The following is a 25,214-nucleotide window of genomic DNA, read 5'->3' as shown; positions in this document are numbered from 1 at the left end:
TCAGTCGGTGAGGAGGCCCCGGCTCCGAAGCTCTCCCGCGATCGCGTCGAGCGTTGCCGAATCGGTCACGGGGAGAAGTGGTGCGCGGACCTCGCCACCCGGCTGACCGAGCATCGCCATCGCTGCCTTGAGCTGTGCCGATGGTGACGCAAAGCGGCCACCGAAGTCGGGCGTCGTGAACGCTGCGGTGAGCGACCACCAGCGGTCGGCGTACTCGCGTGCCTCGTCGAGGCGGCCGTCCCACAACGCGTCGAAGAACGGTACTGCGAATGGTGCCCCGATTCCACCGCCGTCAATGTAGCCGTCGCCTCCCATCTCGCGGAGGATTGCGATCCCACGACGGTTGATGAGGCTCGCGAAGATGCGCACGCGGTCGGAGAGGGCTTCGATCGTGTCGACGACGCGCATCCAGTCGCTCGTGCTGTTCTTGATCGCGACGACGTGGTCGAGGTCGGCAATGCGCTGAAGCGTGTCGACTTCGATCTCGAGGGCGGTACCGCGCGGCCAGTTGTAGGCAATGATCGGCAGCTCGGTGGCCGCGTCGATCTCGCGATAGAACTGCAGGATCTCCTCTTGAGTCGGGTGTGCGTATGGTGGCGGGGTCGAGAGGACTCCACTCGCGCCGACCTCTGCCGCCTGCGCGGCGAGGCCCGCGACCTGCCTGGAGGTAAATGACGTGCAGCCCATCACGACCGGAATGCGGCCTGCTGCGGCCTCGACAGCGATGCGGGCAGCGCGTACTCGCTCGTCATCGCTCTGAGCCCACCACTCGCCGGAGCTGCCTCCGACGAGCACACCGTGCACTCCTGAATCGACATAGTGCTCGATGAGCGAGTGCATCGCCTGTTCATCCAGGGCGCCGTCGGCGGTGAAGGGGGTGGGGGAGGCGGGCCAGTAGCCGCGCCAGTCGACACTGTCGCGATCCATATCGGATCCTTTCTCAGTACGCCGAGCGCATGCCTGCGCTCGAACGGTTGGGGCTATACACGGTTGGATCAATACTCGGTTGGTTCAATGCACGGATGGGGCTCCACGCAGATCGGTCTAGACGGTGAAGCCCGTCGGGAAGGGGTCGGTCGGGTCGAGGAAGTGCTGGCTGGTGCCTGTGATCCATGCGCGACCGGTGAAGCTCGGTACGACGGCGGGGATCCCGGCGACCTCACTGGTGCCGACAATTCGGCCGATGAAACGGGTACCGAGGATGGATTCGTTCACGAACTCTTCGCCGAGTGAGATCTCGCCGCGTGCATGCAGGGCCGCCAGACGGGCGCTGGTGCCGGTGCCGCAGGGAGAGCGATCAAAGTAACCCGGGTGGTTCATCACGATATTTCGGGCATCTGCTCCGTCGGTTCCCGCCTGAACGAACTGTGCGTGGTGGATTCCGCGGATCAGTGGATCTGCAGGGTGCTGCGGTGGCTTCTGCTCATTGATCGCGGCGATGATGCGCAGGCCGGTGTCGACAATGCGGTCTTGTTGGCCGAGCTCGATCTGGAGGCCAAGCTCTGATGCCTGGATGATCGGATAGAAGTTGCCGCCGTAGACCATGTCGTATGTGACAGTCGCGGAGGCGCCGTCGGGTCCGAGACCTGGCACCTCGACAGTCTCGTCTTGTGCGAGTACGAATGCGGGAACGTTGGTGAGCGCCACCCCGGTGACGGCAGCGTTCTCCACTGATGCCTCAGCGGTGACGAGGCCCGCTGGGGTATCGAGTCGAACGGTGGTGATGGGTTCCTCTACGGAGACCATGCCGGTCTCGATCAGCACGGTCACCACGCCGATGGTGCCATGGCCGCACATCGGGAGGAAGCCGGTCGGCTCGATGTAGAGAACACCCCAGTCAGCGTCCTCACGAACTGCAGGGAGCAAGATCGCTCCGGTCATCGCAGCGTGCCCGTGGGGTTCGCGCATCAGGAGGAGGCGGAGATCGTTCAAGTGCTCCTGCGCCCATGCGCGGCGCAGAGCCATGCTCGCCCCGGGGATCGGCGGTACGCCTCCGACCACAACTCGGGTCGGCATGCCACCGGTGTGCGACTCGACCGCGTGTATGACCTGCAATGCGCGCATCGGTTGAACCTCCTCGTCCTCGAAACGTGAGCTGTGGGACAGCGACGGAATGACTCACGGTCTCCCTCGAGTCTCATTAAAATTTTACCTTAGGGAAGGAATGGCAAAGAGTCAAACATCACTTGACTCTCAGTGTTCAATCGCAAGAGATAGGCGAGGCAAGTTCTGGCTTTGAGAGTAAAATGTTTACGATTCGGCTAGAGTGGTCGGGGCCGCTTCTCCGGCGGTGAACGGCGATCGAAGGAGATACCCTCATGGCAGGGCCGCTGCCCGAGCACGTCGCGCAGACTGCGCGTGCGGCGCTGACCCAGGAGTCAGGCAAATCGAGTCCTGCGAGCCGTCGGGATCTGATGGTCGAAACGTTGCGTTCGGCGATCCTCTCGGGAGAATTGAATGAGGGGGCGATCTACCCGGCGCCGGCGATCGCAGCTCAACTCGGCCTCTCCACGACTCCGGTGCGCGAGGCCATGATCAAGCTTGCAGATGACCACCTGATCTCGGTACTGCCGAACCGGGGGTTTCTGGTCACGAACCCCACACCGACCGAGATCGACGACATTCTCGACGCGCGGTTGCTTCTCGAGGTGCCGGCAGTGCGCAGGCTGGCGGTGACTGGTGTTGAGGATCTCGACTATCGTCGCCTGCACGCGCTCGCCAGTGAGAGCGTTGCAAGTGCGGAGACTCTGGATCTCTCTTCCAATGTGCGTGCAGATCTCGAGTTCCATGTAGGGCTCGTCGAGCTCGCCGGCAACCGAGAGGTGACGCGGATGGTGCGATCGCTGCGCTCCCGTTGGCGTCTTCGGGGGCTCGGTTCTCCGGAGAAGCGAGCGGCCTTACTGCGCTCAGCGCACGAGCACCTTGACATTCTTCGACTGGTACGCGACCAGCGCGTCGATGAAGCGGCGGCGCTCTTGGAGTCGCATCTCGTCGCAGCCGGCGAAGTATGGAAGGCGGATGCCTCATGAACGCCACCGACCGAGAGGGAACTTTCGAATGAGCAATGCAGAGCAGCACACCTCAGATCAGCAGGCGTCGAGCCGGCAGGAAGCAGCGACCATTTCGCTGGGAGTCGTTGGGGTGGGGGCGATCGCCGCAGACGTCACGACGGCGATCCTCAGCGGCCCGCACGCCGACAAAGTCGAAGCTGTGCTGTCACCGCGCTCGAGAGCTCGGAGTGCCGAGCTCGCCGAGCGCTTCACACAGGCGCGCGTCGCGGAGAGCAATCAGGCCGTCGTCGATGCGAGTGACATCGTCATTATTGCCGTGCTGCCCGAACAGCTCGCCGAGGTGTGCTCCGAGCTGACCTTCTCCGAGCACCAGACGATCGTCAGCCTGGTGGCCAGTTGGCCCCCCTCGGCGATCGCCCCGTATGTCGCGCCCGCGCAAACCATCTGCCAGATGATTCCGCTCCCGATGATCACGCTGGGCGTTGGCCCGATCGTGCTCTACCAGGCGAATGCACAGATCGAGTCGCTGATCGAAGGCTGCGGCGAAATCGTGACTCTCGAGCGCGAGAATGATGTGCTGGTATTCAATGTGCTCTCGGCGGTCATGTCGACCTACTTCGAAGTGCAGAACGAGATCATCGACTGGGGGTGCTCGCACGATATCGATCGGGAACGGGTGACGAGCTACATGACGGCGCTCTTCCACGGGCTCGGAGTGCAGTCCACTCGGGCGAAGGCCGACGAGATGGCAGACATGCCCGTATTGCACGAGACCCCGGGCGGGCTCAACGCGCAGATTCGCGAAGCGTTCCAGCGACGCGAAGCCGGAGCTGCGATCCGGGAAGACCTCGAAAGCGTCCATGCGGATCGGAGCACCCGTTCCAAGGGCTGAGCGGTGAGCGTTGAACGGCTGAGCATTCAAGGGCTGAGCATTCAAGGGCTGAGCACCCAACTGCCGAGTGCAAGCACGTGTGCTGCTAGCTCGGCGGGTTCAATCGGAGCTCGTGCGCGTCGAGTGCCTCCTCGGCTGCACGGATGACGTCGGACCCGTATCGGCCGATTGCACGCTCTTCGACGAGCGCTGCGCGTTGTGCTTCGAGGACGACGCGGCTCAGGCGCAGATAGGCCCGCGCGGGGCTCTCGGTGTTCTCGACGGTGCTCACGAATCCTGTCGAGCCGAGGGCGAGCGGAGCGAAGGCCGTCTTCGCCGAGCCTCGCACCCGCGCAATGATGTCGTCGGACGGCGCAGTCCCGTCGGAGCGGTGTTCGGCGAGTGCATCGTCGAGTGCAGCCACGCCCTGCGCGATGAGATCCTCGCTCAATGCGATGGTCTCCCGGATCGCAATCGCGTCAGCGCGGTTCCCGTCGGGCCAGAGTCGCGCGATGAGGGTGGGCAGAGTCAGCCCATGGAGCAGCAGCGTCAGTGTTGCGACGAGGAAGGCGATGAGCACGATCTCCGTGCGGAATGGCACGTCGACGGCAATCGACTGCGCCGCAGCTAGCGTGACCACGCCGCGCATGCCGCTCCAGGCAAGTACGGTGCCGTCGCGCCATCCCAGGGCTTGCTGCCGTTCGTGCGCGAGGTCGGCCTCCGTGCGACGCTGCAGCAGGCGGAAGCGAGTGATCCTGCGGCCACGATGTGTGGACTCATCGGCCTCGATGCCGTCCCAGCGGTCGGCCAGATGCGTGAGTCCCTGAGACCGGGCAGCGAGACGCCTTGCCGCCCGGCGCATGGAGAAGAGGAGCGGCACGAGAAAGACGGTGCGGCAGAGGATGAGGGCCGCAACGAGCGCCAGCGCGATGAACGCCAGATGTTCGATGCGGAACGGGTGGCCTCCGGCGTCCTCGATCAGTGCGTGCAGTTGCAGCCCCATGACCAGAAAGACGCCGTTCTCGAGCGCGAAGAGCACGGTACGCCAGTTGACCCGTTCCGCGATGCGAGCTGTCGCGCTGAAGCGCCGTGCTGCGTGGTGGCCCGTATAGAGTCCGGTCACCACGACCGCGATCACACCCGAAGCGCCGAGTACCTCGGCCGGGATAAACGCTACGAACGGCACAACGAAGGAAATGATGGTGTCGTAGATGGGGTTCTCGAGCTTGGAGCGCACCCAGACTGTGAACGCGCCGATCCCGAAGCCGATCGCGGCCGCGATGGCGGTAGCGTATGCGAAGCTCCCCACCGAGCCCCAGAAGGAGAAGCTGCCGGCAACCGCCGCGATCGCAGTCTTGAGGAGAACGAGGGAGGTCGCGTCATTGACGAGACTCTCGCCCTCGAGAATCGAGACGAGACGCGGTGGCATCCCGAGGCGCTTACCGATGGAGGTCGCCGCGACGGCGTCTGTCGGTGCGATAACCGCTCCGAGAGCGACGGCCACGGGGAAGGGGATGAAGGGGAAAACGAGGTGCATTGCGGCACCCACCGCGAGTGCGGTGATGAGTACGAGCAGCACCGAGAGTCCGATGACGGGACGGAAGTTCCTGCGGAAGTCGATCAGCGGTACGTTGACCGCGGCCGCGTAGAGCAAGGGTGGCAGCACGCCGATCAGGATGATCTCGGGATCGATCTCGATGAGCGGCACGAAGGGGAGAAACCCGATCCCGATGCCGGTGACGACGAGCAGCAGTGGGGCCGCGATTCCGACGCGCCCGGAGAGGATCGCGACGCCCACGACAAGCACGACCCCGATCACTGCGAGGATCTCGATCTCCATGCGAGAAGTGTAGCGGCGTGGCGTCAGAGTCACCCGGCCCTGCCGCCTCGCCGCCACACCGCTACGTGTTGGATCGAAAGATCAGAGCTCGTAGGGATCGCCCACGTCGGCGAGTTCGGCGTCGAGGTTCCACTTCTCAAGCACCTCGACGATCGTGCCGTCATCGTGCATATCGGCGATGATCTCGTCGAGAGCCTCGCGGAGAGCCTCGTTATCGAAGCTGGTTGGCCAGTTCGCCTGCCCGGGCTTCTCGAACTCCGGCACCTCCGGGCGGGGCGTCAGTGGTTCGAGGGTGACGCCATCGATAGGGGAGTCTTCCAGGCGCAGAGTCGCGGTGGGAATCGACGCGATGATCGCGTCGATGCGGCCGGCTTCGAGGTCGCTGTAGATCGACTCGTCGTCTTGGTAGACCGTGAAGTCGTCACCGAGCCACTTCTGCACGCTGTCATTCCAAAGGTTTCCCACAACAGACGCGATCCTCTTGCCTTCAAGGTCATCGGCAGTCAGGCCTTGCGTAGAGATCACCGCGCTTTGATCGAGGTAGACAGGCGTGCTCAGCCGAACAATCTCTCCTCGCGCCGTCGTTCGGTACCAGTCCGCGGCAGCGAGGTCTGCACGCCCGGTCTGAACCGATGGAATGGAAGCGTTGGCGCCTCCCGCGGCGTCTATGACGAGTTCGAGGCATGTACGGTCAGCGACTTCCTGCAGGAGGTCTCCTTCAAGACCAGACATGCTGTCACCTTCGATGATCGACAGCGGTGGGAAGTCGTAGGCGGCGACAATCAGTTTCCCGGGTTCGACCGTCTCGAAGTCGTAGTCGGTCGTGCAGTCAGGGTCGGTGCCAGCCTCATCGGAACTGTTCGCGCAGGCGGCGAGTCCGAAGACTGTCAGGGCAGAGATTGCTCCGATTGAGAGGGAACGGCGAACAAGAGTACGAGTCATCTGGGTTCTTCCTGTGTTGTTCTGGATAACAAATGGTGTGAAAGTCCGCGTGCCCGTGGGCCACGCGAGCACCAGTCTAGATATTGGGCTACCCAATTGCTAGAGTTTGGATGACCCAATTATTTCCGTCGATTCACACCGTCGTGGCGAGGATCCCCGGACTGCACCGAATGCGAGAGAAGATGAAGATCCAGTCCATCGAAGCGATTCCGCTCGCGGCGTCGTTCAGTTCCCTGTTCAAGTTCGGCACGATCAATCGAACGACTTCGCCGAACGTGGTGATCATCCTTCGCAGTGACGAGGGGCATGTCGGCTACGGTGAGGCCGTCGCCGTACCCGCGTTCACGAGCGAAACTCCCACTTCGATCGTCGAACTCGTCGAGACGCGCATCGCCCCAGTGATCGTAGGCCGCGATCCGCTCGACCGGGGGCCGCTGCTCGCGGATATCTCGAAGTCGCTCCGCTTCGCACCCTTCACGATCGCGGCGCTCGACATCGCGCTCTTCGATCTCTCCGGTAAGGCGCTCGGTGTGCCCATGTCGCAGCTGCTCGGCGGAACCTACCGCACGAGCACCCCGGTGCACGGGTCCGTCGGGTGGGATGAAGACGCGCAGAAGATGGTCGATCTCGCCGTCGAGCAGGCGCGCACCTTCGACAGTCTGAAGCTCTACGCCGGTCGAGGAGAGATCGATGAGGATCTCGATCGCCTGCAAGCAGTACGCGAGGCGGTCGGCCCTGATGTCGAGCTCTTCGTAGATGTGAACACGATGTGGGAGCCTTCCCAGTTCGCGCGCGCACTCGACCGCTCCTCCGAAATCGGTCTGCGCGGATTCGAGCAGCCGATGCCGCTGGCGGCCGCTCCGCTGCAGAAGCAGCTCATGGCCGGCCGTTCCGTCGACATCATCGCCGACGAGGCCGTGCGCACAGTCACCGATGCGGCGCGGGTCGCCGCGGAAGGCACAGCCACCGTCATGAATGTCGGCCTGCAGAAGCTCGGCGGACCGACCGCAGCACTGCAGGCAGCTCAGCTGGCAACTGCGAACGGCATCGGCGTGCACGTCGGTGCGGTGCTCGAAATGGGAATCGGCACAGCTGCCGGTCTGCACTTCGCCGCTGCGATGCCCAGGCTCAGTTACCCCTCGTATCTCATGGGGCCGCTCAAGTACGCGCAGTGCATCACGGCCGAGCAGATCGAGATCGTCGACAGTGCGATCGCGATTCCGCAGGGCCCGGGTCTCGGCATCGAGGTCGATGAGCAGGCTGTTCGTGACCTCGACCTGCGGAAGCAGTAGAGCAACGTGAACGTTCCAGGAACAGCGGACCTGGTCGTCGTCGGTGGGGGAATCGTCGGAGTTGCTACGGCCGCCGCGGCGGCCTCGCGAGGCCAGAGCGTCGTACTCATCGAGAAAGAAGAAGGCGTCGCTCGCGAGGGATCGAGCCGAGCTCAGGGGTCTCTCCGTGTGCAGGGGCGTCACGAGGCCGAGTTCCCGCTCGCTCTCCAAGCACTCGGTTTGTGGCAGGAAGCTGCGGAAGAGGCTGCCGGAACCGATGCCGATTTCGAGTTCGTCCAGGGCGGCAATCTGTACATGCAGACGAGCGCCGATGAGCGGCCAGTTCTCGAGAAGCTCGTCGCCGAGGCTCACGCCTCGGGGCTGACCCAGGTGGAACTGCTCGATGCAGACCAGGCGCGCGAGGTGCTGCCTGCCGCGACGGGCGACTTCCATGGCGCCATGTGGAGCCCGATCGATGCTGCGGCGCAGCCGGCCACGTCGACGAAGTTCTGGGCGCACAAGGCCGAGCGTCTGGGCGCCGAACTCCGATTCGGTGTCAAAGCGCTGCGGATCGAGCAGTTGCGGGGCGGTGTGCACGCCGTGCATACTTCGGCGGGCCGGATCTTGACCGAACGCGTCGTGGTCGCCTGCGGTGTCTGGACGCCGCACCTTGCGAAGACGGTCGGGATCGAAGTGCCGATCATGCCAGTCGTCATGTCTGAACTCGAGACCGCCCCGCTTCCTCCCGTGCTCGGCCCCACGATCCGTGCCTTCGGATTCGGTGCGCGACAGCGCCCGAACGGCCGCACCGTAGTCAGTGCGGGACTCAACGCCAAAGTCGGTCACGACGTCTCGCTCGCAGACCTCAATGGGCTGCGGCACTGGCTCCCCAGAGCGATGTCGTTCCGCAAAGCCCTCAAGCTGCGGCTCGACATGCCGAGCACGCTGCGACAGGTGCGGCACGTGGCGACCCACGATCCGCGTTTGGTGCCCGACACCTCGCCCGAGCCTCGGGTCGATCGCCCGCTCGTCGACGGATCGCTCGCGCGCATGTCACAGGTGATTCCGGCGTTCAAAGATGCTCGTGTGAGCAGGTACTGGGCTGGTCTCGTCGACATGACCCCGGACGGGCTGCCCGTGATCGACGGCAATACCGGAGTGGACGGGCTCGTCATCGTCACGGGACTCGCAGGTCATGGGCTCCACCTCGGGCCGGTGCTCGGCGAGATCGCGACGGAGCTCGCGTTCGAAGGGCGCAGCAGTCGCCCCATTGATGCGTTCCGACTCGCACGCTTCGACGGACCCGACGTCAGTACTCCCAAGATGATGATTTGAGAAGCGCGAGCTCTGCAGGGCTCCGGCACCGACGAGTGGCTGATGATTGTCCTCCTGAAGGAAGAACTATGAAACTTCGCCTCACATCCCGGTCTGTTCGGGTGATGGGCTCCGTAGCGGTCCTCGCTCTCTTCGCTCCGCTCGTTTCCTGCGCGAGTCAGGGCTCCTGGTCGGAGGTGAGCGAGGACTGCCTCGCCGAGCATGATCTCAAGACCGTGAAACCTGGCAAATTGACGGTCGCGATGCCCGACCTCTCGACGCGCAGCAGCCTCAATCGGAACAGCCTGGTCGGTTTGGAAGAAGACATCGTGCGATTGATCGCGAAACGCAACTGTCTTTCCTTGGAGACGGTGCGGGTCGGCGAGTCGGGTGCTCAAATCCCCGCAGTAGAGAACGGTGATGTCGACCTCGCGCTCGGATTCTGGCATCGGAACGGCGACGAAGGACCCGGAGTGCGGTTCACTGAACCCATCGTTGTCAAGGAGAAGAATGCCGATGATGAGGGCGGCGGCTCAGGCGGGGTTGCTCACTTGCGGTGGACCTTAGAACCGGGGAATGAAAGCCTGTCTGTCGGGATCGACGAAGAGCTTATGGCGCTTCGCGATAACGGCATGCTCGCGAGGCTTCTGGAGAAGTGGGGTCTTGATCCGGAGTCGTCCGGTCGCGTTGCACCGCTAGGATGATCTTTGTCAGACAAAGAGGTGCCGACAATCAGTTTTGGAGATGCAATGACCGACGCCCTTGCAGCAGTGCCACTTGCAGCAGAGCCCCTTCCCGCCGATCAGACCCATGTATCGTTCGACGCGCTCGTATCGCGGATCGAGCGGACGCTCATCGCGGCGGGTTCTTCGCCTGAGGCCGCGGCGATCCTCGCCCGCAACTGCGCTTCATGCGAACGCGACGGCACGCACAGTCACGGCGTGTTTCGCATGCGCGGCTACGTCCATTCCCTCACCACGGGTTGGGCAGACGGACACGCTCAACCGAGCACTGAACGCGTGAGCGACTCATACGTGCGCATCGACGCGGCGAATGGCTTCACGCAGCCCGCGCTCGCGAATGCGGCCGCCGAGATCGATGATGCGCTCGAAAAGACCGGAGTCGCCGTCGTCGCGGTCCGCGAGGGCCACCACTTCAGCGCGCTCTGGCCCGACCTCGAGGCCTGGGCAAAACGCGGCTACGTCGCGCTCGGCATGATTACCGCCGGCAAACTGGCCGTGATGCCCCGCGGCGTCAAGCAGCACGTCTTCAGCACGAACCCGTTCGGGTTCGCGACCCCCGTCGAGGGAGCTCCGCCGGTCGTGTTCGACTACGCGACCTCTTCGATCTCGCACGGCGATCTCCAGCTCTACCGCCGCGAGGGCAAGACCGTGCCCCCGGGCACCGGGGTGGATCGCCACGGCGAGGAGACCGATGATCCGAACGAGATCCTCACCGAGGGCGGCATTCTGCCCTTCGGCGGACACAAGGGAGCCCTGTTCTCGTTCATGATCGAGGTACTCGCCTCGGGCCTGACCGGTGGTTCGTTCACCTACGAGCTCGACAAGGAAACACCCGAGGGCGCGCATACCTTCCGGACGGGTCAGTTGTTCATCGTGATCGATCCGGCGCGAGGCGGCAACGAGGTCTTCGAGCACCGCATCGCCGCCTTCGTGGAGATGCTGCGCGAAGCGGGCATGTCACGACTGCCGGGCGACCGCCGCTACGCCGCCCGTGCGAAGGCCGAGACCGCAGGCGTACCCGTGACCGACCTCGTACGCGAACTGTTCGCCGGCGAGCTGCTGTAAAGCTCCGACGTGACGGGATCAGCCGATCGCCCAGAAGACGGCGCCGGCGTTGCGGTCGAGCGCGTCGAACGAGCGGTGTTCGAAGAGCGTGTCGAGCGAAATTTCCTGCCAAGGATCCCTGCTTGAGTTGCGTGCCGTCACGATCCCATCGTGGTAGTCGGTGAGTACGACGGTGTGACCTGCGCCGGGCTTGGTCACCTTCTTCGGACCCACCACCATGGCGAGCACGGGCTGGTCGTTCGCGAGTGCCCGCCTGATGTCCTTCTTCGAAGCGAGCGGTGTCGCCTGCAGGCCGAAGTGCTTCGCTGCTGCGACGATCGACTTGCCACCAGCGCCGAAGGTTCCCGCCCGGTTGAAGTCGCCCTGAGCGTTCATGACGGCGCCGACCTCAATCGGGGTGGTGTCCACGCCGTAAGCGCCCGCGGCCATCGCGAACGAGGTCGGCACGCAGCCGGTGTGTCCGAATTTGAAGTGGCCGAATTTCCGGCCGGCCCATTCCCCGGTCAGTTGCGAAAAGTAGGGCACCCTGGTGCTGTTGATGCGTGCCGGGGCCTGATCCGACAGCGCCCACACGGTCTCCGTGGTTCGGTCCTCAACGGCACCGACGAGCACCAGGTCACCATCATTTCGCAGTACGGCCCGTTCGACGTGCTGATTCGACGGTGCCGATGTATCGGAATCTCGTGAAGACCATGCGATCCTCTGGTGCTTCTCGAACGCCAGGCGGCCGTCGCCGTGCATGATGAGGGAGGATCCGGCGAGGCCCTGCATGCGCCAACGCACACGGCCGTGGTTCAGCACTTGGAGCTCGCCGAGTTCGGTGACGCGCAGTTCATGCTTGCCGTTCGTCGACGTGAGGGATTTGCCGGGGGCGAGGTGCTCGCCGAGCATCATTGCGGCTCCGGTCGCGCTCGGGCAGCCCGCGTAGTGCAGCGTCGGTGATATCTGAGTCTGAGGAATGAACCCGTCCTTCGTGCCGCGCACCTGTACCCGGATCCGGTGGCACTGATCCGCCGGAGTCAAGGTGTAGTCCGCGTTGTTCGCGCCATCGATGTTCTCTCCGTCGCGCTGCCATTGGTAGCTGAACGAGGCACCGGTGGTCCACGCGCCGGGGTCTGCGGAGAGCGTGGCATCGGGGGAACCGATTGGCCCGGAGATCTGCGGGGTCCCGCTTGTCAGTTTCGCGGGCCGGCCAGGCTGCTGCCACTGCGGCGCGACGGACTGGAATGCCGGCGCTGCTACAGCTGCCGGCGTTGCTACAGTTGCCGGCACTGCTCCAGTTACGGGAACCGAGGCGAGAGGTTGCGCGGAGCCAGGAGTATCCAGCTGCGCCCCGGATGCAGCACCGAGCAGCGTGCTCGTGACGAGCGCGGCACAGAGCGGCAGCAGCGCGATGCGTGCTGCGTGCCGTCTACGATCGGCTGTGCTGCGACCGACTGCCCTGCGACCGGTTGTGCTGTCCACGATACGAGGTCGATCCTTCGATGCGTTCCTTCTGCGATATCTCCCGAACTTAGGTTACAGTCCGTGTATCGCTCGCTGCACGAGCGAACGCGCGAATGGGCCGGAGGATATTCTCCGGTCCATTCGCGCGTAGATGCTACTTCGCAGCGAAGCGGAAGAGTTTCTTGTTCGCGAATTCTTCGAGCCCGAATCGGCCGAGCTCCCTGCCGTAACCGGACTTCTTGACTCCGCCGAAGGGAACGTCGCCGGCCTCGAGGCCTGCAGCGCCGATGAATACCATGCCGACTTCGAGACGGTCGCCGACCGCGATCGCGCGTTCCTCGTCGTCACAGATGATCACCGATCCGAGCCCGTACGGCGAGGAATTGGCCAGTTCGATCGCTTCCTCATCGCTCGACACGCGGTAGAGCTGCGCAACCGGGCCGAAGAGCTCCTGATGATAGATGTCCATCTCAGGAGTGATGCCGGTGAGCACACCTGGCGTGTAGACATTGCCTTCGGGCTCGTTATTTCCGACGAGCAGGGTTGCCCCCTGATCGAGCGCGTTCTGCACAGGCTCCACGATGTCGCGTGTTGCCGCGGCTGAGGCGAGCGGTCCGAAATCGCCGTTCTCGTAGGATTGCGCGGCGATCGCAGCAGCGAACTTCTCCGCGAATTCGTCGTAGTACTTGTCGAGCACGACGATGCGCTTCGAACCGTTGCAGGCTTGACCGGTGTTCTCCATGCGGCCCGCGACCGCCTGAGCTACGGCATGGTCGAGGTCATCGGTATCGAGCACGAGGAATACGTCGGATCCGCCGAGCTCGAGCACGCACTTCTTGAGATGACGCCCGGCCTGCTCGGCGATGATCTCTCCTGCCCGTTCGGAGCCCGTCACCGAGACGCCCTGCATGCGATCGTCAGCGATGATCTCGGCGATCTGACGGTGCGTTGCGAACACCGCGGTGTAAGCCCCCTCGGGGAAGCCGGCATCTGCGTAGAGCTGCTCAAGTGCGCGTGCGGTCTCGGGGCACTGATTCGGGAGCTTCACGATCACGGTATTGCCGAGGATCAGATTCGCAGCGGCGAAGCGAGCGACCTGCGATGACGGGTAGTTCCAGGGCATCACACCGAGGGTCACACCGATGCCCTGCATGCGGATCACAGTGCGCAGTCCGTCGGCAACTGAGAGTTCTTCGTCGGCGAGCCACTCTTCGGCACCATTCACGAAAGCTTCGATCTTGGAAGCCGCGCTTTCGACCTCACCGCGAGCCTGGTCCAGCGGCTTGCCCATCTCGCGGTGAATGTTCGATGCGAGTTCTTCGATGCGTTCGCGGTGCAGCGCGGCGGCGCGTGCGGCGACTGCGACGCGCTCCGAGACGGTGGTGGATCGCGACCAATTGCGGTAGGCCTGATCTGCGGCGGCCAGGATCTCCTGGATCTCGGCGTCGGTCGAGGCCGGGTATTCTGCCTCCACCACACCGGTGGCGGGGTTGGTCACAGCGTATGTGCTCATGGGCGTCCTTTCAGTGTCCGGGATAGGGGAGTGCGATCGGGGAACCGGCCCTAGCGCACGCCTTCTTCGCCGTAGTAGCTGTGGTCGATGATGCGCTGGTAGTCCATACGCGATAGGTCGAGGGTGCGGTATTCGCCGTGCAGTACGAGTTCGGCCAGGCCGCGGCCGACGCCCAGTGCGTGCATGAAACCGTGGCCCGAGAAACCACAGGCCGTGAATAGATTGTCGGCGCGCCCAGGGACATTGCCGATGATCATGTTGCCGTCGAAGCGGTTCTGGTCGTAGAGGCCGATCCACGAGTCGCGCCGGGTCAATTCGCCGACGCGGAATCGCTCCTGGAGTGCGGGAAGCACACGATCGGTGTAATCCGTGGGGTCGATTGAGAAGTTCTCGCCACCAGGGAAATTGAAGTCGACGAGACCGACGGAGATGCCCTCCTGGAACGCGTGGACTGCGAGACCGTGCACATCTTTGAAAAACGGCAGGTGCGAGACGTCATTGCCGGTCTCGATGTAGTGCTCATGCCTGCGCATCGGCTCGACCGGAATCTCGACGCCCATCTGGAGGGCGAGCTCCGGTGCGTTCACTCCGGCCGCGTTGATGAATGCGTCGGCGGTCAGCACCTCACCGGTGTGGAGCGTCACTGAGCGCACGATCGGCCCGTCGTGATTGAGGGAGTGGACTCGGCCAATGCGGAAGTCCACGCCGGCGGCGACCGCCTTCTTCCGCAGCACGTCGAAGAAGACGCCCGGCTTCAGCCAACCGTCACGGGTCGACAGCACAGCTGCGACCATGTCGTCGGTGACGATTTCGGGGAAGCGCTCTGCGAGTGCGGGCTTGTCGATCCACTCGGCGACCACGCCGTTGTCGACCTGTGTGCGGTAGTTCCGTTCGAGCGTGTCGACATCGTTCTCACCGACAACGAACATGTAGCCGTTCTGCTGCCAGCCGAGTTCGGGGGCGGGGGCGCCGTCGACCGAGCCCCAGTTCTCCCAGTCATCGATCGCAGCGAGCGTGACCTGCGAGAGCAGCACGTTCTCGGGGCGGGTGAAGAGCTGGCGTACTCCGCCCGTTCCCTTCCCCGTTGCGGCGTACTTGTAGCTGTAGTCGGCTTCGACGATGACGACGTCGAGACTCGGGTCGTTCTCCTTGAGGCTGAGTGCAGCGGCGGTGCCAACCGATCCTGCTCCGATGACGATGACGTCGGCCATGTGTTTCTCCTTGCTTCTCACGTGTTCTGGATCAGTGCTTGCCGGGCTTGAAGTAGAAGCCGGCTTCGGAGGGCACGAGTTGCACGCCGCGCATGTAGTCTGCGATCTTCTCGGCGAGCATGATGATGCCGGAGTGCAGATTGCCCGTCACCGACAGCGGCATGATTGATGCGTCGACCACGCGCAGGCCCTTCACAGCGTGCACACGGCCCTGACCGTCGACCACCGAGTTGTCGTTGTCAGTGCCCATGCTGCACGTGCTGGACGCGTGGTACGAGGTGCCGGTGTGCTGCCGCACCCATGCCTCGACTGCGCGGTCGTCGGTGATGTCGGGGCCCGGGTTCAACTCCTTCGGCTTGAACCGCTGCAACGCGGGCTGTGTGGCGATGCGCTCGCGCAACAGCCGCACCCCGTCGATCACGTCCTGGAGATCTTGTCGCACAGAGTAGGTGTTGAAGACAGTCTTCACGGGTGCGGAGGGATCGGCCGAAGTCAGTGTGACCTCGCCGCGGCTCTCGGGGCGCGAAAGGTCCATCCAAACCTGGAATCCCGGCATTGCGACGACCTTGCCGCGCACGACCTTGCGCGAGAGCGGCAGGAACTCGTACTGCATGTTCGGGAAGTCGACGTCTTCGCGGGTGCGCAGGAAGGCACCGGCCTCGAAGAGATTGCTGCCGCCGATGCCCTTGCGTGTAAGCATCCACTGCGTCCCGAAGAACGGCTGCTTGAGGAGGCCGATCTCGGAGGTGAGGGAGTCCCGGTTCCTGGTGCTGAATTGCACGTCGACTCCGGGGTGGTTTTGCGCATTCTTGCCGACCTGCGGGGCCTCGGCGACGACGGAAATCCCATGGCGCTTCAGCTCGTCCACAGGGCCGATGCCCGACAGCATGAGCAGCTTCGGGCTGTTCATGGCACCTGCCGCGAGGATCACCTCGCGATCGACATCGATCGTGCGGGTGAGGCCGCGATGCTGCACCTCGACGCCGCTCGCCTCTCCACCCGTGACGATGATGCGGTTGACTGTCGCGTGGGTCATGACTGTCAGGTTCTTGCGGCGGAGCGCAGGCTCCAGATAGGCCCGTGCAGCGCTCCAACGCTCACCCTTGTGGATATTGACCTGGGCGATGTGCATGCCCTCCTGCTGATACCCGTTGTGATCGATCGGGATATCGAATCCAGCCTGATCTCCGGCCTCGATGAAGGCGTCGAAGAGCTTGTGCTTGGCCTGCGCACGGTGGATCTTCATGGGACCATCACCGCCACGGAACTCGCTCTCGCCGTTGCCGTCGCGATCGGAGAAGGTCTCGAGTTTCTTGAAGTAGGGGAGTACGTGCGCCCAATCCCATTCTGTGAGGCCGGCTTCGGAAGCCCAGCCTTCGTAGTCCATGGGGTTACCGCGGTTGTAGATCATTGCGTTGATTGAGGAGGAGCCGCCGATGAGCTTGTCGGCCTTCTCTTCGATCTTGCGGCCGGCGAGCTCGGGTTCTGGGCCCGAGTAGTGGCCCCATTGCACACGCGCGTCTTGGTAGACGAATGGGAGGCCGAGTGGCATCGTGCGAAAGAGGCTCGACTTGTCTCCACCGGCCTCGATGAGCAGCACGCTGTTCTCGGGGTCCTCGGTGAGCCTCGCGGCCAAGATGCAGCCGGCGGGGCCGGCTCCGACGATGACGTAGTCGTAGGACTTGCTCATGCGGTGCTCGCTTCTTCGTGTCGGAGTTCGATCGTAGTTGCGCGTCTACGGCGGCGCACCAGACGCAGAATCAGCGTAATCGAAAAGTGGTTTTTTGGGTAGCCCAATAATGCCATAGACCGCGAGTAATCGCGATCGCGCAGGAAAATTTGCTCTATTTCTTGACCCAAAGACTAAATTGGTCTAGATATTGGGTGACCAATATTGTTCGCCGTGCGCATGTGCGGCATCCGAGAGGAGCGTGGCATGGCAGGAGAGAGCGGCACTGCCGGGGTGGAAAATCTGGTGAGGATCCCTACCGAACGTCGTCGCTACGAAGCCGTTGTCGATGGCCTGCTCGAATTGATCGAAGACCGCGGGCTCGGCCCGGGCGACGCAATGCCGACTGAGCGCGAGCTCGCCGAGGTATTCGGCGTGAGTCGTAGCGTGCTGCGGCAAGCCTTCGGCATCCTCGAGGATCGAGGTCTCATCAATACGCTGCGAGGATCCGGCCGGTATCTGCGCGACGCGGTGCCGAGCGAGTCTGTCGGCACCGAGGCGGTGCCGGGGGCGCGCTCGCGATTCGAGGTCGCTTCGATCGCCGATGTGCTCGAGGCTCGAACGCTCGTCGAAACTCAGATCGCGAAGCTCGCATGCGAGCGGCGTACTTCTGAAGAAGCACAGCGGCTCACCCGGGTCGCCGAAGAGCTCGTTGGCTGGGAGGACAACGTCGCCTTCCACCTGGCCCTCGCGTCGTGCACGCACAACTTCATGCTCGAGCGTATGGTGCGGGAGCAGATGGAGCTCTCGAGTGAACTGCATCAGCGCGAGCACTACCGCGATCCCGATCAGCTGCAGCGCATGCGCAATGATCACCTCGAGATCGCCTGGGCGGTGACGGCGCGCGACACCGATAGGGCCGAGGATCTCGTACGCACCCACTTGCGCGGCACGAATCGTTTGCTGCACCAGCTCGACATCACCTGAGGATTCTCGCTGGCAGTTCTCACCGGGAGTTCTCGCCGGCCGTGCACACCGACCGTTCTTGCCGACCGTGCTTTCCGGTGGTCTGGGCAGACAGTTCTCCGCGAGGGTGCTGCTAACGCTGAGCGTTCTGCTCCGCGATCCTGCGCCATTCCTCCATCTTCAGATTCGACGTGTCGAACCAGGTGTCAGAGAGCACGTGACCGTTCGGGTAGGGGTCGGCCGGGTCGAGGACTGACTTGTTGAAGCCGTAGATCCAGGCGCGACCAGCAATGGCAGGAATGACGGCGTCGTACTCGCCAACCTTCGCGAGCCCCTCGATCTCGCAGGTGAAGGTCGAGCCGGTGATCGACTCGTGAATGAACTTCTCGCCGATCCCGAGCTCGCCGCGTGCGTGCATCAGTGCGAGTCGTGCTGAGGAACCTGTGCCGCACGGCGACCGATCGCACCGCCCGGGAGAGGCAGTAACCGTGTTCTTGGCAGTCAGCACTCCGTTCTCGCGGCGAAGCGGACCCATGAACTCTGTGATGGAGATGCCAGGCATGTCAGGGTTGCCGGGGTATGAGATCGGAAGCTGCTCTGCGGCTGCCATCTTGATCGTCTCTCCCAGGTCGCAGAGCTCGCGGGCCTCTGAGGGGTCAATGGTGAAGCCGAAGTCCTCTGCTTCGACGAGCGCGTAGGTCATGCCTCCGTAGGCCACGTCGAGGCGCTTCGAGCCGTACCCTTCAATCTCGACGATGGCGTCACGGTGGTAGACGAAGGCCGGCTGGTTCACGAAGCGAACGTTCAGCACCTTGCCGTCCTTGCACTCGCAGCGCACCGTGATGAGACCCGCTGCCGACTCCAGTGTGAGCTCAGTGACCGGCTCCTGCATCGGAACAATGCCCTGTTCGAGCAAGACGGTGGCGACGCACATCGTGTTCGAGCCCGACATCGCCGGGTACTCGGTCGACTCCAGGATCACATAGCCCATAGCCGCATCGGGGTGGTTGGAAGGGAGGATCATGTTCGCGTTGTGCCACACCGCGCCGCGAGGCTCGAACAGCACGAACTGCCGGATCTCATCAAGATTCTTCTCGAGCCAGATCTTCTTATCGAACATGGTCTCGCCGGGAACTTCCCCGACGCCTCCGACGATGACGCGGCCCACCTCGCCCTCTGCGTGACAATCGACGATCTCGAGTTCGCGTGCCCAAGCCATAATCTGTCCCTTGTCTTTCTCGTCCTTGAGTGTCTGTCCTCGTTATCGAGTGTCTGTCTCGTCATTGAGTGCTTGTTGACCCAATTCTGTGCATTCACCAGTGAGTGGGTGACCCAATAATAGGTAGATGCGTGCGTGCAGGTACAGGGTTGGCGAGCGCGGCCACGTCGTGCGGTGCGTGGGGCTTGGTGCGCGAGAAGCTGGGCTTACGGCACGGATGGGGCAGCTTGTCGGGGCTGGAGATGCGGGTCTTGCAGCGCGTATGAACCAGGTTGTCGGCGTGGGGTGCGCGGGTCTTCTGGGAGGTGCGTGCCGGACTTTCGCGCGAGTGATGCATGTGTGTGAACGCCGCCCACGAACGACACCCGAATCCGCACTCGACAGAGTTTGTTATAACAAGCTAATCTGATCTCATTCCTTCCCTGCGATCGGTGCGCCGCATCGATCCCCGACATCATCGATACCAGCGCAGGATCGATCCCCACGAAGGGTCGATACCTACACCGGATCGATACCCGCACCGGATCGAAACCGACACCGGATCGATACCGACACAGAATCGAGTCGAAGCGTGTGCTCGACCCGACGAAAGGAGCAGAAGCCAAGATGACCGCAGCCCACGCAGTTTCCCCGGCGGAGACCGAGTTCGAGACCTATGAATGCGTCGACTACCACACGGCAGGCGAGCCGTTCCGCATTGTGACCTCGCTGCCTGTCGACATCGAGGGCGATGACGTTCCCTCGAAGCGTGTGTTCGCGATGAACTCGCCCGAGATCGACCGCATCCGCAAGATCCTTTGCTACGAGCCCCGCGGGCACGCCGACATGTACGGCGGCTTTGTCACTCCGCCGAACGATGACGGCGCGCACTTCGGCGTGCTGTTCTGGCACAAGGACGGGTTCTCAACGGCTTGCGGCCACGGCACCATTGCGCTCGGGGCTTGGGCGATCGAGAGCGGCCTCATCGAGGCGGATCCCTCGGGCGTCACCGATGTCGTCATCGATGTTCCCTCGGGGCGTGTGACCGCGCGTGTGCACACGGCCCCCGGGAATGCTGGGGCGCCCGGGCAGATCACGGCGATCCAGTTCATCAACGTCGTCAGCTACCTGCTTGCGAAGGACGTGCCTGTGCAGACCTCCCGCGGCGAGATCCTTGCTGATATCTGCTTCGGTGGTGCGATCTACGCGCACGTCAACACCGCGCAGTTCGATCTGGCCGTGACACCCGAGAACTACGGCGAAGTTATTGCGCTCGGCCGTGAGATCAAGTGGTTGCTCAACGACACGGAGCACGCCAAGCACCCGAGCGACGATCGTCTCAGCGGTATCTACGGCACGATCATGTTCGAAGACCTCGGTGACACCGAGGCGAAGACGGCAGCTGGGGCGGCGGCTCATCAGCGGAACTCGACGATCTTCGCGGACGGCGAGCTCGATCGGTCGCCGTGTGGTTCGGGCACGTGTTCACGCGTCGCGACGCTCACCGCGCGGGGTACCCTGCCTGTCGGCGAGGACCTGCTGCACGAGTCGATGGTCGGCTCCCGCTTTACAGCACGTGTGCTCGAACAAACCACCGCGGAAGGCTTCGACGCCGTCATTCCGCAGGTCACCGGCATGGCGTACCGCACGGGGGAGCACCTCTTCACCGTTGATCCCCGCGATGAGCTCGTTCCAGGCTTCGTGCTGCGCTGACTCAACCGGCCGCGAGAACTTAGAACTCTTCGTCTGCGGGTTCGAATCGCACTTTGCTCGGTCGTCGATGCTGCGCCGGCTCGTATGCGCCGGGCGGTCGATCGATGTGAGTACGTCCGGCGGGGCTGGTCCATCGGAGCACCCCGCCGGCTACTTGCTCCACATTCCAGTCAGAGTGGTGCTTCAGCGTATGGTGGCCACGGCACAGGTGACTGAGATTGTCGGTCGAGGTCGGTCCGCCATATGCGGCATCGATGGTGTGATCGAGGTCGCACCGGTGCGCCGGGACGCGGCACCCCGGAAAACGGCACATTCGGTCTCTTGCCCCGAGCCGGCGCCGGATCTCTTCGCTTGGACGGTACCGGTTGACCGAGAGCACTTCGCCGGTGTGGAAATCGGTGGTGATCCTATCGAAGTGCGTTGCTTCAGCAGCGCTCTCGCGGATGCGGTCGAGGCCGATCGGACCGTAACCGGTGAGTTCTCCGGTGAGGTTTCCGGTCGGCATTCCCGTCAGGAGACCGCTCATACTTTCCTTGCTGCTGCCGGCGTTGTCGTCGGACGCGCCTTCGATCATCTCGATGGGTGAGAGGAACTGGATGCGCGCGTCGATGGCCTCGGCCGGGCACCCCGAGGTCAACTGGAACGGGTCGGATGAGAGCAAAAGGTCAGTGAACGCATCGGCGCGAAGCTGATCGCGAGTGCGCGGTGCAGCGCTTTCGGGAGCAGAGCCTCCGGAGGCGGAGCTTTCGATGGCAGCGTTTTCCAAGGCGGAGGTCTCGGAGGTGGCGATCCCAGAGACCGCATCCGTTCTTCCTCCTGCCCCTGATCCCGCTTCCGCGGCTTCTTCGACGGATGCGCCGGCGATGGGAACTATGCGTTCACCATGCTTCGCTGACTTCGCGACTCGAGTAAGACGGTCATGAATCGCATACGCCACGTCGGCGGGGAGGTGTGCGTACAGGTCTGCCATTCCATCTTCTGCGGCAACCACACGCACACTTCGACTCGAGACGGCTTGCTTGTGACGTTCTTCAATCGGAGCTGTCGACCACTCTTCCGCGAAGTTCTTCGCGATCGGCTTCAGCCGATTCGGAGTCTCTGTGCGAGCAGCCTCGAGCACGCGTGCTTCGTACTCGCGCCGTCGTTCGGCGGTGGCAGGATCAGTTCCCGCGCCAATGACGACGCCCGCGTCGGCGATGACCTGCAGGTGTCCGAGCGTGACCTTCCCGGATTCGACCCACGCGAGCGCCAGCGGATACTCGTGAGCGGCGCGATAGGCAAGATCCATGAGGTGCTCGGTCTGGTATTCGCTGACCTGGAGCAGAAGCGCGATCTCTGCTCGGAGGGAACGGTATCCGAGCTCATCGTGAGCGCTCGTTCTGGACTTCATGGACGCTTGCGTTCGTGGAGGAAGAGCCGGCTGCAAACGGGTGATCTCGGTAACGAGCTCGCCAACAAGACGCAGGCGACCTGCGTCGTCGGCGCGACGACGCTGCTCGAGCGATTCAAGACGTGAGAGGCGGTCAGCCTGGATGCGTCGAGCCGCTCGGGCACGCTCAGCCGTCTCGGCGTGCTCAGCAGATCGCACTTGCGCATCATCGGGCGACGGTGCTGAAACTTCGAGCGACTGCGATGAAGCGGCGGCATCGGGGTTGAACATGAACTCAGTAGACCATGCACTACCGACATTCAGGCTCGGAAGATCCGCATGAATACGGCGAAGTTCTGGGGTTGTGCAAAGACTTCGACAATCTACAAAACCGCAGGCTGAGACGTTGTTGAGTGGTCTACAAGATCCGGGGCGGGCTATGACTGAAGACTCGCGAAGAACTCGCGCATCATCTGGGTGACCGGGATCCCGAGCCGATCATTCTCTGCGCGAAGCGCGTAGCGATGCTCGCCGGGAACTCGGCTCATACCGGCTTCGCGTAGCAATTCGATGAGTCCCGAGACGCGCGCGCCATACTCGGAATTGCCGCCCCGCTCCGGGTCTGCGACCAGCAGGAACTGTCCGACGCGCGACGTATGCGCTCCTTCGGGTTTGCCCGAGTCCGCCTCCGTCGAGAACGGCGCGCCGGTCAGCGCTGAAGCCAGTAGCTCAACGGTCAGCGAGAGCAGCAGGCCCTTGTGCCCGCCGAATGCGATGAGCCCGCCCTCGTCGAGTACTTCGGCCGGGTCTTGCGTGGCACGGCCACCGCGGCCGATCCCCATGCCCGGAGCGAGTTCACGGCCTTCATTGCGGGTGATGGTGAGGTCGCCGTGCGACATGGTCGAGGTCGCGAAATCCCAGACGAGCGGATCCGTGCCCGCCCGCGGGGTTGCAAAGGCCATCGGGTTGGTGCCGAAGATCCGCTCGGACGCGCCCTGCGGAATGACGATCGAATCACCGCCGGTGACCATCGTGAGCGCAACGAGACCCTGGCGGGCGAACGGTTCGACGTCAGGCCACAGGGAGCTGAAATGGTGGGCATCGCGGATCGCGACCAGTGCAACACCGGTCTCGTCGATCGCGGCAGCAATATCTTCACGCGCCGCATCGATCGCTGACTGCGAAAAGCCGTTCGCGCCGTCAACGCGGAGGAATGACGGGCTGACGCGATCCACCACGGGCACCGCGGTGCCATCGAGCCAACCGCTGCGCACCGAGGCGAGGTAGCCCGGCATGCGGAACACGCCGTGACTGTGCGTGCCGTCGCGCTCGACCGCCGCACAGTTCCTGCCGATGAGTCGAGCCGACTCCGGGGTTACTCCAGCATCGAGGAACGCCTGCTCGAGCAGCGCAGCGAGTTCCTCGAACGGGATGCGGTCAGGGGCCTCGGTCGCGGGGCGTTGAGAAGCGAGGTCTTGAGGAGCGGAGTCCTGAGGTGTACGCGTCGTCGCATCGGTCGTCATGAAGTTGAGCATGCCAGGTTTCGCAGTGTCAGGTGAGGAGGCCCGCCGGGACCGCCCAGGGGCATACACTGCTGAGACGACGCCGAGCCCCAGCCCTGCGGTGTTTCTCGGTCAATCGCTCGCTCGCCCCTCGCTTCACTCCGTGGGCTGCTGCCGTGTGCGGCACCAGTGGATCAGCTCAAGGCTCCGCCTTTCGCTTTGATCCGCTGCCATTCCTGCATCTCGAGGTTCGAGACGTCCATCCACGTGTCGCTCAGCGCGTGCCCGGCAGGGTACGGGTCAGTCGGGGAAAGGACCGCGCGGGTGAAGCCGTAGATCCACGCCTGGCCGGCGATCGCGGGAACCACCGCGTCGTAGTCGCCGACCCGGGTCGTGCGTTCGATCTCGCAGGTGAACTTGGAGCCGGTGATCGACTCGTGGATGAACTTCTCGCCCACGGCGAGGTCTCCACGCGCATGCATGAGTGCGAGGCGGGCCGAGGATCCGGTGCCGCAGGGGGAGCGGTCGCAACGGCCGGGGGAGACCACGACCGTATTCTTGGCGGTCAGCGTGCCATCGGCGGTGCGGGAGAGCGGCCCCATGAACTCCATGTTGGTGATGCCCGGCATGTCTGGGTTGCCCGGGAACGAGACGGGCAGTTGTTCGGCGGCGGCCATCTTGATGCGCTCGCCGAGGTCCACGAGATCGCGCGCGGCGCTCGGCTCAATGGTCAGGCCGAGCTCCTCGGCCTCGACCATCACGTACCCCATGCCGCCCCAGCTGACGTCGATGCGCACACTGCCGAGCCCAGGAACCTCCACCATCGTGTCGCGGTAGTAGTTGAACGCCGGCTGGTTCACGAACCGCACGCTCGTCACCTTCCCGTCCCGGCACTCGCAGCGCACGGTGATCAGGCCGGCGGGCGACTCGAGCGTGAGGTCGGTCACGGGCTCGACCATGGGCACGATGCCCTGCTCGAGCAGCACGGTCGCCACGCACATGGTGTTGGATCCGGACATCGCCGGATACTCGGTGGACTCCATAATGATGTAGCCCATCGCGGCATCGGGGTGGTTGGAGGGCAGCACGATGTTTGCGTTGACCCATGAGGCTCCGCGAGGCTCCAAGAGGGTGAAGCGGCGGATCTCGTCGTTGTTCTGTTCGAGCCAGAGCTTCTTGTCGAACATCGTCTCACCGGGTACCTCGCCGACTCCGCCGGTGATGACGCGTCCGATCTCGCCCTCGGCGTGACAATCGACGATCTCGAGTTCGCGTGCCCATGCAACCATTACTGCTCCTTCGCAAGTAGGTGGGTTCTGCAACGAACCCGGTTAGACGCGAGCGTAGCGCGTCGTCTGAATGTCAAACAAGAGCGGGAACCTTCCTAGATGCTGTGCGCCTCGGGAGGTTCCCGCTCTGTTGCGGGCGGGTTGTGGTGTTGCAGGCTAGAAGCGGACGGCGTCGACGAATTTCTTCAGGTGCGGGTTCTCCGACCGGTTGAACGCTTCGTCAGGAGTCGCGTTGACCGCGATCTCGCCCTCGTGGAAGAACACGAGACGATCCGCGGCTT

The 25,214-nt window shown here is 63.6% G+C and carries 20 protein-coding genes; 8 read left to right on the top strand and 12 right to left on the bottom strand.

All coding sequences use genetic code 11. The annotated features are described in order from the left end of the window. Both ACUYV6_RS12630 and ACUYV6_RS12625 read right to left on the bottom strand, forming a co-directional pair. A complete protein-coding gene (locus tag ACUYV6_RS12630; RefSeq protein ID WP_449279024.1) occupies window positions 1-927 on the bottom strand; it encodes a dihydrodipicolinate synthase family protein in 927 nt (308 codons plus the stop codon). A 117-nt stretch (window positions 928-1,044) separates the two neighbouring features. Then, window positions 1,045-2,064 carry a proline racemase family protein gene (locus ACUYV6_RS12625; protein WP_449279023.1) on the bottom strand — a complete coding sequence of 340 codons (1,020 nt, stop codon included), beginning with the start codon at window positions 2,062-2,064 and terminating at the stop codon, window positions 1,045-1,047. 254 nt (window positions 2,065-2,318) lie between these two features. Between ACUYV6_RS12625 and ACUYV6_RS12620 the strand changes: the two genes are divergently transcribed. Both ACUYV6_RS12620 and ACUYV6_RS12615 read left to right on the top strand, forming a co-directional pair. Continuing rightward, window positions 2,319-3,029, top strand: a complete 711-nt coding sequence (locus ACUYV6_RS12620; RefSeq protein WP_449279022.1) for a GntR family transcriptional regulator — start codon at window positions 2,319-2,321, stop codon at window positions 3,027-3,029. A gap of 28 nt (window positions 3,030-3,057) precedes the next feature. After that, complete coding sequence (locus ACUYV6_RS12615) at window positions 3,058-3,903, top strand: NAD(P)-binding domain-containing protein (RefSeq protein WP_449279021.1); 846 nt, start codon at window positions 3,058-3,060, stop codon at window positions 3,901-3,903. 85 nt (window positions 3,904-3,988) lie between these two features. Here the strand turns inward: ACUYV6_RS12615 and ACUYV6_RS12610 are convergent, their stop codons facing one another. Then, window positions 3,989-5,722 carry a cation:proton antiporter gene (locus ACUYV6_RS12610; protein ID WP_449279020.1) on the bottom strand — a complete coding sequence of 578 codons (1,734 nt, stop codon included), beginning with the start codon at window positions 5,720-5,722 and terminating at the stop codon, window positions 3,989-3,991. A gap of 81 nt (window positions 5,723-5,803) precedes the next feature. Beyond that, a complete protein-coding gene (locus ACUYV6_RS12605; protein WP_449279019.1) occupies window positions 5,804-6,664 on the bottom strand; it encodes an ABC transporter substrate-binding protein in 861 nt (286 codons plus the stop codon). A gap of 170 nt (window positions 6,665-6,834) precedes the next feature. On the opposite strand from ACUYV6_RS12605, the gene ACUYV6_RS12600 reads away from it, so the two are divergent. From ACUYV6_RS12600 to ACUYV6_RS12585, 4 genes are all read left to right on the top strand, one after another. Further along, complete coding sequence (locus ACUYV6_RS12600) at window positions 6,835-7,956, top strand: mandelate racemase/muconate lactonizing enzyme family protein (RefSeq protein ID WP_449279018.1); 1,122 nt, start codon at window positions 6,835-6,837, stop codon at window positions 7,954-7,956. A 6-nt stretch (window positions 7,957-7,962) separates the two neighbouring features. Continuing rightward, window positions 7,963-9,270: an NAD(P)/FAD-dependent oxidoreductase gene (locus ACUYV6_RS12595; protein WP_449279017.1), complete on the top strand. Its 1,308-nt coding sequence runs from the start codon at window positions 7,963-7,965 to the stop codon at window positions 9,268-9,270. Window positions 9,271-9,338: 68 nt separating this feature from the next. Beyond that, window positions 9,339-9,953, top strand: a complete 615-nt coding sequence (locus tag ACUYV6_RS12590; RefSeq protein ID WP_449279016.1) for a transporter substrate-binding domain-containing protein — start codon at window positions 9,339-9,341, stop codon at window positions 9,951-9,953. 45 nt (window positions 9,954-9,998) lie between these two features. Continuing rightward, complete coding sequence (locus tag ACUYV6_RS12585) at window positions 9,999-11,057, top strand: Ldh family oxidoreductase (RefSeq protein WP_449279015.1); 1,059 nt, start codon at window positions 9,999-10,001, stop codon at window positions 11,055-11,057. An 18-nt stretch (window positions 11,058-11,075) separates the two neighbouring features. Here ACUYV6_RS12585 and ACUYV6_RS12580 read toward each other — a convergent pair whose 3' ends face one another. The 4 genes from ACUYV6_RS12580 to ACUYV6_RS12565 form a co-directional block, all read right to left on the bottom strand. Further along, complete coding sequence (locus tag ACUYV6_RS12580; RefSeq protein WP_449279014.1) at window positions 11,076-12,521, bottom strand: C39 family peptidase; 1,446 nt, start codon at window positions 12,519-12,521, stop codon at window positions 11,076-11,078. 136 nt (window positions 12,522-12,657) lie between these two features. After that, entirely contained in the window at window positions 12,658-14,016 is a 1,359-nt protein-coding gene (locus ACUYV6_RS12575; RefSeq protein ID WP_449279013.1) for an aldehyde dehydrogenase family protein, read from the bottom strand. A 50-nt stretch (window positions 14,017-14,066) separates the two neighbouring features. After that, window positions 14,067-15,227: an NAD(P)/FAD-dependent oxidoreductase gene (locus ACUYV6_RS12570; protein ID WP_449279012.1), complete on the bottom strand. Its 1,161-nt coding sequence runs from the start codon at window positions 15,225-15,227 to the stop codon at window positions 14,067-14,069. A gap of 31 nt (window positions 15,228-15,258) precedes the next feature. After that, window positions 15,259-16,917, bottom strand: a complete 1,659-nt coding sequence (locus ACUYV6_RS12565) for a choline dehydrogenase (RefSeq protein ID WP_449279011.1) — start codon at window positions 16,915-16,917, stop codon at window positions 15,259-15,261. 246 nt (window positions 16,918-17,163) lie between these two features. Between ACUYV6_RS12565 and ACUYV6_RS12560 the strand changes: the two genes are divergently transcribed. Then, window positions 17,164-17,883: a FadR/GntR family transcriptional regulator gene (locus ACUYV6_RS12560; RefSeq protein WP_449279010.1), complete on the top strand. Its 720-nt coding sequence runs from the start codon at window positions 17,164-17,166 to the stop codon at window positions 17,881-17,883. 112 nt (window positions 17,884-17,995) lie between these two features. Here ACUYV6_RS12560 and ACUYV6_RS12555 read toward each other — a convergent pair whose 3' ends face one another. Beyond that, complete coding sequence (locus ACUYV6_RS12555) at window positions 17,996-19,081, bottom strand: proline racemase family protein (protein ID WP_449279009.1); 1,086 nt, start codon at window positions 19,079-19,081, stop codon at window positions 17,996-17,998. A gap of 606 nt (window positions 19,082-19,687) precedes the next feature. Here ACUYV6_RS12555 and ACUYV6_RS12550 point away from each other — a divergent pair. Further along, entirely contained in the window at window positions 19,688-20,773 is a 1,086-nt protein-coding gene (locus ACUYV6_RS12550) for a proline racemase family protein (protein WP_449279008.1), read from the top strand. A gap of 19 nt (window positions 20,774-20,792) precedes the next feature. Here ACUYV6_RS12550 and ACUYV6_RS12545 read toward each other — a convergent pair whose 3' ends face one another. From ACUYV6_RS12545 to ACUYV6_RS12535, 3 genes are all read right to left on the bottom strand, one after another. Then, complete coding sequence (locus tag ACUYV6_RS12545; protein WP_449279007.1) at window positions 20,793-22,433, bottom strand: HNH endonuclease signature motif containing protein; 1,641 nt, start codon at window positions 22,431-22,433, stop codon at window positions 20,793-20,795. 146 nt (window positions 22,434-22,579) lie between these two features. Then, a complete protein-coding gene (locus tag ACUYV6_RS12540; protein ID WP_449279006.1) occupies window positions 22,580-23,665 on the bottom strand; it encodes an Ldh family oxidoreductase in 1,086 nt (361 codons plus the stop codon). A gap of 173 nt (window positions 23,666-23,838) precedes the next feature. Further along, window positions 23,839-24,933 (bottom strand): proline racemase family protein, encoded by a 1,095-nt coding sequence (locus tag ACUYV6_RS12535; RefSeq protein ID WP_449279005.1) that lies wholly within the window; start codon window positions 24,931-24,933, stop codon window positions 23,839-23,841. Window positions 24,934-25,214 lie beyond the last annotated feature (281 nt).

The sequence above is a fragment of the Leucobacter sp. GX24907 genome (assembly GCF_053567335.1).
The sequence above is the reverse complement of the archived record's forward strand: the minus strand, read 5'-3'. Positions and strand labels throughout refer to the sequence as shown.

Bases quoted from the DNA above. Each gene is read 5' to 3' on its own strand.
- ACUYV6_RS12600 (WP_449279018.1), top strand. From the start codon at position 6,835: ATGCGAGAGAAGATGAAGATCCAGTCCATCGAAGCGATTCCGCTCGCG.
- ACUYV6_RS12555 (WP_449279009.1), bottom strand. From the start codon at position 19,081: ATGGCTTGGGCACGCGAACTCGAGATCGTCGATTGTCACGCAGAGGGC.
- ACUYV6_RS12540 (WP_449279006.1), bottom strand. From the start codon at position 23,665: ATGACGACCGATGCGACGACGCGTACACCTCAGGACTCCGCTCCTCAA.
- ACUYV6_RS12605 (WP_449279019.1), bottom strand. From the start codon at position 6,664: ATGACTCGTACTCTTGTTCGCCGTTCCCTCTCAATCGGAGCAATCTCT.
- ACUYV6_RS12570 (WP_449279012.1), bottom strand. From the start codon at position 15,227: ATGGCCGACGTCATCGTCATCGGAGCAGGATCGGTTGGCACCGCCGCT.
- ACUYV6_RS12550 (WP_449279008.1), top strand. From the start codon at position 19,688: ATGACCGCAGCCCACGCAGTTTCCCCGGCGGAGACCGAGTTCGAGACC.
- ACUYV6_RS12610 (WP_449279020.1), bottom strand. From the start codon at position 5,722: ATGGAGATCGAGATCCTCGCAGTGATCGGGGTCGTGCTTGTCGTGGGC.
- ACUYV6_RS12545 (WP_449279007.1), bottom strand. From the start codon at position 22,433: ATGTTCAACCCCGATGCCGCCGCTTCATCGCAGTCGCTCGAAGTTTCA.
- ACUYV6_RS12615 (WP_449279021.1), top strand. From the start codon at position 3,058: ATGAGCAATGCAGAGCAGCACACCTCAGATCAGCAGGCGTCGAGCCGG.
- ACUYV6_RS12630 (WP_449279024.1), bottom strand. From the start codon at position 927: ATGGATCGCGACAGTGTCGACTGGCGCGGCTACTGGCCCGCCTCCCCC.
- ACUYV6_RS12575 (WP_449279013.1), bottom strand. From the start codon at position 14,016: ATGAGCACATACGCTGTGACCAACCCCGCCACCGGTGTGGTGGAGGCA.
- ACUYV6_RS12535 (WP_449279005.1), bottom strand. From the start codon at position 24,933: ATGGTTGCATGGGCACGCGAACTCGAGATCGTCGATTGTCACGCCGAG.
- ACUYV6_RS12590 (WP_449279016.1), top strand. From the start codon at position 9,339: ATGAAACTTCGCCTCACATCCCGGTCTGTTCGGGTGATGGGCTCCGTA.
- ACUYV6_RS12560 (WP_449279010.1), top strand. From the start codon at position 17,164: ATGGCAGGAGAGAGCGGCACTGCCGGGGTGGAAAATCTGGTGAGGATC.
- ACUYV6_RS12625 (WP_449279023.1), bottom strand. From the start codon at position 2,064: ATGCGCGCATTGCAGGTCATACACGCGGTCGAGTCGCACACCGGTGGC.
- ACUYV6_RS12620 (WP_449279022.1), top strand. From the start codon at position 2,319: ATGGCAGGGCCGCTGCCCGAGCACGTCGCGCAGACTGCGCGTGCGGCG.
- ACUYV6_RS12585 (WP_449279015.1), top strand. From the start codon at position 9,999: ATGACCGACGCCCTTGCAGCAGTGCCACTTGCAGCAGAGCCCCTTCCC.
- ACUYV6_RS12565 (WP_449279011.1), bottom strand. From the start codon at position 16,917: ATGAGCAAGTCCTACGACTACGTCATCGTCGGAGCCGGCCCCGCCGGC.